Origin of the sequence: Kitasatospora sp. NPDC091257 (assembly GCF_044757675.1) — a bacterium.
GTDB classification, from domain to species: domain Bacteria; phylum Actinomycetota; class Actinomycetes; order Streptomycetales; family Streptomycetaceae; genus Kitasatospora; species Kitasatospora lactacystinica.
The window spans coordinates 1-5,510 of record NZ_JBIVVI010000605.1; the positions used below are offsets into that span (position 1 = coordinate 1).

Here is a 5,510-nt window from a genome sequence, read left to right on the forward strand (position 1 = left end):
GGTGCCGTGCACCGGGTCGGTGAGGATCACGCTCTCCACCCCGTACAGCTCGCGCACCAGCTCCGGGGTGACGATGTCGCGCGGCGCGCCCTGGGCGGCCACCTCGCCGTCGCGCATGGCCACCATGTGGTCGGCGTAGCGGCAGGCGGTGCTGAGGTCGTGCAGGACGAGGACGACGGTGCGGCCGCGCCCGGTCGTCAGGCCGCGCACCATCTCCAGCACCTCCAGGGCGTGGCCCATGTCCAGCGCCGAGGTGGGTTCGTCCAGCATCAGGATGTCGGTGTCCTGGGCGACGGCCATGGCGATCCAGGCGCGCTGGCGCTGGCCGCCGGAGAGGGTGTCCAGCGGACGGTCGGCCAGCTCGTGCAGGTCGGCGGCGGTGAGCGCGTGCTCGACCGCCTCGGCGTCGGCGGCGGACCACTGCCGCAGCAGGCCCTGGTGCGGCTGGCGGCCGTAGCGGACCAGGTCACGGACGGTCAGCCCGTCCGGGGCGGTGGCGGACTGCGGCAGCAGGCCGATGATCCGGGCGATCGCGCGGGTGGACAGCGACGTCAGCGGCTTGCCGTCGAGCAGCACGGCGCCGGAGCGCGGGGCGATGGTCCGGGCGAGGCCGCCGAGCAGGGTGGACTTGCCGCAGCCGTTCGGGCCGACGATGACGGTGACCTGCTGCCGCGGCAGTTCGAGGTCGAGCTCGCGGACCACGATGGTGCGGTCGTGGCCGAGGCTGAGCGCGCTGGTCGCCAGCCGGGGCGCTCCGGCGGCGGTCCCGTCGGGCGCGGTGGTCCCGGCGGTCGCGGCGGTCGCGGTGGTCGCGGTACGGGCGGTCATGCGGTCCTCCGGGGACGGGTGGTGAGCAGCAGCCAGAGCAGGTACGGGCCGCCCACGACGGCGGTGACCAGGCCGGCCGGGACCTCGATCGGCGACAGGACGGTGCGGCCGATCAGGTCGGCGAGCAGGGTGAAGGCGGCTCCGGCGGCGGCCGAGGTGAGCACCGGAACGCAGCGCGGTCCGGCGATCCGGCGGGCGGCCTCGGGCGCGGCGAGCGCGATCATGCCGAGCGGTCCGGCGACGGCCACCGCCAGGCCCGCGCAGACCACGGCGACCACCAGGACGCCGACCCGCAGGCCGCGCACCCGGACGCCCAGCCCGGTGGCGACGGCGTCGGAGAAGCGCAGCAGCGACAGCCGGCGGCCGAGCAGCACGGCGGCGGGCAGGCAGGCCAGCAGGCCGAGTCGGAGAAGGCCGACGGCGTCGGCGTCCCGGCTGTTGAGGGTGCCGACCGTCCAGGCGTACGCGGAGTTGGCGGCGTCGATGGCGGCGCGGGAGAGCATCAGGTTGGTCACCGCGCCGAAGACCGCGCCGATGCCGAGGCCGACGACCAGGAAGCGGTAGCCGTTGCGGCCGGCCCCGCCACCGAGGGCGAAGGCGAGCGAGGCGGCGGTGGCGGCGCCCACCAGGGCGGCGGCGGAGGGCAGCAGCTGGGTGGCGACGCCGGTGACGGAGGCGACGGCGAAGGCGGTGGCGCCGTCGTTGAAGCCGACGGTGTCCGGGGTGGCCAGCCGGTTCTGGGCGAGGGTCTGCATCAGGCAGCCCGCGACGCCGAGGGCGGCGCCGACGGCCAGTGCGGCCTCGGCGCGGGGCAGCCGCAGCTTCTCCACCAGCAGCACGTCGCGTGCGGTGCCGTCGCCGAAGGCGGCGCGCAGGGCGGTCACCGGGTCGAGGTTCGTCTCACCGACGGCCAGGCAGACGGCGGTCACCGCGACCACGACGAGCAGCAGGGCGGCGCCGCCGAGCAGCGGCCGGACCGGGACGAGCACCGAGCGGCCGCCGAGGGCGAGCAGCCGGGTGCCGGGCGGGGTCGGCAGCCGGGTCGCGGCCGATGGCGTGTCAGGGCTCGCGGCGTTCTTCGCGGCGGCGGCTTTCGCGGTCTTCACGGTGGGGGTCACAGCGCGGGCATTCTGTGCGAGCGGACGACGGCGACCAGGACGGGGGCGCCGCACAGGGCGGTCATCACGCCGAGCGGCATCTCGTACGGGCGGGCCACCAGCCGGGAGGCCACGTCGGCGAGCAGCACGACGGCGGGCCCCAGCAGGGCGGAGACCACGAGCAGTCGGCGCAGGTCCGGGCCGACCAGGGCCCGGGCGGCGAAGGGCACCACCAGGCCGACGAAGGAGACCGGTCCGGCGATCGCGGTGGCGCCGCCGACCAGCAGGGCGACGGCGGTCACCGCGAGGGCGCGGGCCCGGCGGGGCTTGTGGCCGAGGCCGGTGGCGACGTCGTCGCCGAGGCCGAGCGCGGTCAGCGCCGGGCCGGAGAGCAGGGCCAGGACCAGACCGAGCAGCAGCACCGGCAGCACGGCCAGCAGTTGGTCGGTGCCGCGGCCGGCGACCGAGCCGATGGTCCAGAACCGGATCTCGTCGGCGGCCCGGGCGTCGGACAGCAGCAGGACCGAGGAGCCGGCGTTCATCAGTCCGCTCAGCGCCGCGCCGGCGAGCACCAGGCGGACGGGGTCGTCACCGGCGCCGCGCAGCCGGGCCGCGCCGAGCGCCAGCAGGCAGCCGGCGGCGGCGCCCAGCACGGCGACGTACGGGCCGACGCTCGCGGCGCTGGCGCCGAGCACGATCGCGATCACCACGGCGAAGGAGGCGCCGGTGCTGACGCCGAGCAGGCCGGGCTCGGCCAGCGGGTTGCGGGCGGCGGCCTGCAGCACGGTGCCGGCCACGCCGAGCGCGAGCCCGACCGCGAGGGCCACGGCGGTCCGCGGGACGCGCAGGTGGAAGACGGTGAACCGGGAGTCGGAGTCGCCGTCACCGAGCAGGGTGGCGAACGCCCGTGACGGCCCCACGTCTCCCGCGCCGAGCAGCAGGCTCGCCAGCACGGCGAGCAGCAGTATCGCGCCGGCGGGCAGCAGTCCGCGCAGCAGGAGTGATCGGAATGTCACACCGGGCCTCCCTGTCAGGGCCTTACGTATGGTTAGGCTAACCTCAGAAAAACGGTTCGTCCGTAAACTACCATTCCTCGGAGAACACCCATGCTTGGCACCCGCTTTACCAAGACCCTGCTCGGAACGGCCGTCGTCGGCGCCCTCGCCCTGGGCCTGACCGCGTGCGGCTCCTCGGGTTCCGGCAGCTCCGCGGGTGGCTCCGACTCCTCCTCCACCGCCGCCAAGGGCGGCAAGCGCAGCATCGACACCGCCTTCGGCGCCGTGGAGGTCCCGGCCGAGGCCAAGAAGGTCGTCGCCCTCAACGACACCTCGCTGGACACCGCCCTCGCACTCGGCGTCACCCCGGTGGGCACCAGCGCCAGCCGCGGCGGCACCACCGCCCCCGCCTACCTGAAGGCCGACGCCGTCCCGCTGGTCGCCACGGTCAAGGAGCCCAACATCGAGGCCATCCTCAAGGCCGGCCCCGACCTCATCCTGGCCTCCTCGGGCATCGAGAAGTCCCAGTACGAGAAGCTCTCCGCGGTGGCCCCGACCATCGTCCCCAAGGCCGGCGACTGGCGCTCGGTGCTCGCCGTGTACGGCGACGCCCTCGGCCACAAGGACGACCTGACCGCCAAGCTGGACGCGCTGGACAAGCGCGCCGCCAAGGCCGGCGAGGGCAAGACCGGCAGCGCCGTCGTGATGCGCTGGATGCCCAACGGGCCGATCGTGATGAACACCACCAACATGCCCGGCGACCTGCTGAAGAAGGCCGGCGCCGGCACCATGCCGATCGCCGACGGCCTGGGCGCCCAGCCCCACTCGGACCCGCTGTCCCTGGAGAACCTCAACAAGGCCGACGCCGACCGGGTGTTCGTCGCCACCCTGAACGCCGAGGGCGAGAAGGCCCTGGAGACCGCCCGCAGGCAGGAGGCGTTCACCCGCCTCAAGGCCGTCGGCACCAACCAGCTCATGGGCGTCGACGGCCAGGTGTGGAGCAGCAGCTCCGGCCCGATCGCGGCGGAGAAGGTCGTCGAGGACATCGAGAAGGCCTTCGGCGCGAAGTAGTCGCCCCGGCCGGGGAATCACCCCCCCCCGAGCATTTTGAAGGGCCGTCATCGCAGCGCATGCGGTGACGGCCCTTCCGGCGGTTCCTACCGGCGGCGCGGGCGAGCGGCAACGCGATGTGGACGGCGGACCCCCGGGCAGTCGCCCGGGGGTCCGCCGTCATGCCTCCAGGACCAGCCGCAGGAGTTCGCGCAGCGACCCGCGCTGCTCGGCGTCGAGCCGGGCCAGCGGGTCGCCGGCGAAGGGCATGCGGGCGCGCAGATCCGCGGCGACCTCGCGGCCGGCGGCGGTGGCGGCGACGTGCTTGACACGACGGTCGGCGGGATCGACGCTGCGCTCGACCAGGCCGCGGGACTCCAGGCGGTCGACGATCACCGTCACATTGGACGGCTCCGCGTGCAGCCGCTCGGCGATCCGACGCGTCGGGACCGGGACCTCGGCGGCGAGCAGCGCCTTGGCCTGCAGCGCGGTCAGGTCGTGGGCCGCCGCGGCCGCCTCGGACTCCCGGCCGTAGCGGCGGTTGACGGCCGCGAAGAGTCCGACGATCTCCTGGGTGAGGTCATCCGGTGGGTGGGACATGGCCACCAGACTATCCAGGTGCTTGACAAAGTGAAATGTCAGCCCACATAGTTATGGATCATATTGGTTATGATCCATAAGCACTGGGAGTCCAGCGAGATGAGCGACCGGACCGTCCTGATCACCGGCACCTCCTCCGGCATCGGCCTGGCCACCGCCGTCGCCGCCGCCCGCGCCGGCTGGCACGTCATCGCCACCATGCGGAACACCGCCAAGGCCGGCCCGCTGCTGGCGGCCGCCGAGGAAGCCGGGGTCACCGTCGACCTCCGGACGCTCGACGTCACCGACCCCGCGTCGGTCCAGGCCTGCCTGGCCGGCGTCGACCGGCTGGACGCGCTGGTCAACAACGCCGGCGCCGGCCACATCGGCACCCTGGAGCAGGAGAGCGTCGACGACGTCCGCGCCGTCATGGAGGTCAACTTCTTCGGGGTGCTGCACACCACGAAGGCCGCCCTGCCCCTGCTGCGGGCGAGCAAGGGCCGCGTGCTGACCGTGACCAGCGTCGGCGGCGTGGTCGGCCAGCCCTTCAACGAGGCCTACTGCGCCGCCAAGTTCGCGGTCGAGGGCTACATGGAGTCGCTCGCCCCGGTCGCGGCCACCGCCGGCGTCTCCGTCAGCGTCATCGAGCCGGGCGCGGTGGCCAGCGAGTTCGTCAGCAACGTGGGCCTGACGGACGACGCGGCCGAACAGGCCGGGCCGTACGCCCCGGCCCTGGCCGCCTACCTGGACCGCACCCGCGGCGCCTTCGCCAACGCCCAGGCGGCCGAGGACGTGGCCGCCGGGATCCTCGACCTGCTCGCCGCCGAACGACCCGCCTTCCGGGTGCTCACCTCCGACGTCGCCCGGGCCTTCGCCGTACCGAGCGCGGGATCCAGTCCAGGGCACGCAGTTCGTCGATGATCGCGCCGCGGATGCGGCTGATCGCATAGGTCTCGAACTT

General features: G+C 74.2%; 6 protein-coding genes. 2 read left to right on the plus strand and 4 right to left on the minus strand.

Annotation, left to right across the window (positions count from 1 at the left end; translation table 11 throughout):
* The 3 genes from ACIQOV_RS25385 to ACIQOV_RS25395 form a co-directional block, all read right to left on the minus strand.
* Positions 1-828, minus strand: an 828-nt coding sequence (locus ACIQOV_RS25385; protein ID WP_401052143.1) for an ABC transporter ATP-binding protein, incomplete at its 3' end; no start/stop codon positions are given.
* Entirely contained in the window at positions 825-1,946 is a 1,122-nt protein-coding gene (locus tag ACIQOV_RS25390) for a FecCD family ABC transporter permease (RefSeq protein ID WP_401052146.1), read from the minus strand. The genes ACIQOV_RS25385 and ACIQOV_RS25390, both read right to left, overlap by 4 nt.
* The gene (locus ACIQOV_RS25395; protein ID WP_401052148.1) at positions 1,943-2,941 is read right to left on the minus strand and encodes a FecCD family ABC transporter permease; all 999 of its coding nucleotides are present in this window, start codon (positions 2,939-2,941) and stop codon (positions 1,943-1,945) included. Before ACIQOV_RS25395 ends, ACIQOV_RS25390 begins: the two co-directional genes overlap by 4 nt.
* Positions 2,942-3,031: 90 nt before the next feature.
* Here ACIQOV_RS25395 and ACIQOV_RS25400 point away from each other — a divergent pair, with 90 nt between their 5' ends.
* Entirely contained in the window at positions 3,032-3,991 is a 960-nt protein-coding gene (locus tag ACIQOV_RS25400) for an ABC transporter substrate-binding protein (protein WP_401052151.1), read from the plus strand.
* A 159-nt stretch (positions 3,992-4,150) separates the two neighbouring features.
* On the opposite strand, the gene ACIQOV_RS25405 is transcribed toward ACIQOV_RS25400, so the two are convergent.
* Entirely contained in the window at positions 4,151-4,570 is a 420-nt protein-coding gene (locus ACIQOV_RS25405; protein ID WP_401052153.1) for a MarR family winged helix-turn-helix transcriptional regulator, read from the minus strand.
* A gap of 69 nt (positions 4,571-4,639) precedes the next feature.
* Between ACIQOV_RS25405 and ACIQOV_RS25410 the strand changes: the two genes are divergently transcribed.
* On the plus strand, positions 4,640-5,470 hold the full coding sequence (locus tag ACIQOV_RS25410) for an SDR family oxidoreductase (RefSeq protein ID WP_401052156.1): 831 nt from the start codon (positions 4,640-4,642) through the stop codon (positions 5,468-5,470).
* Positions 5,471-5,510 lie beyond the last annotated feature (40 nt).

Excerpts from the sequence above, each read along its gene's own strand:
- ACIQOV_RS25405 (WP_401052153.1), bottom strand. The coding sequence starts at position 4,570 with ATGTCCCACCCACCGGATGACCTCACCCAGGAGATCGTCGGACTCTTC.
- ACIQOV_RS25400 (WP_401052151.1), top strand. The coding sequence starts at position 3,032 with ATGCTTGGCACCCGCTTTACCAAGACCCTGCTCGGAACGGCCGTCGTC.
- ACIQOV_RS25410 (WP_401052156.1), top strand. The coding sequence starts at position 4,640 with ATGATCCATAAGCACTGGGAGTCCAGCGAGATGAGCGACCGGACCGTC.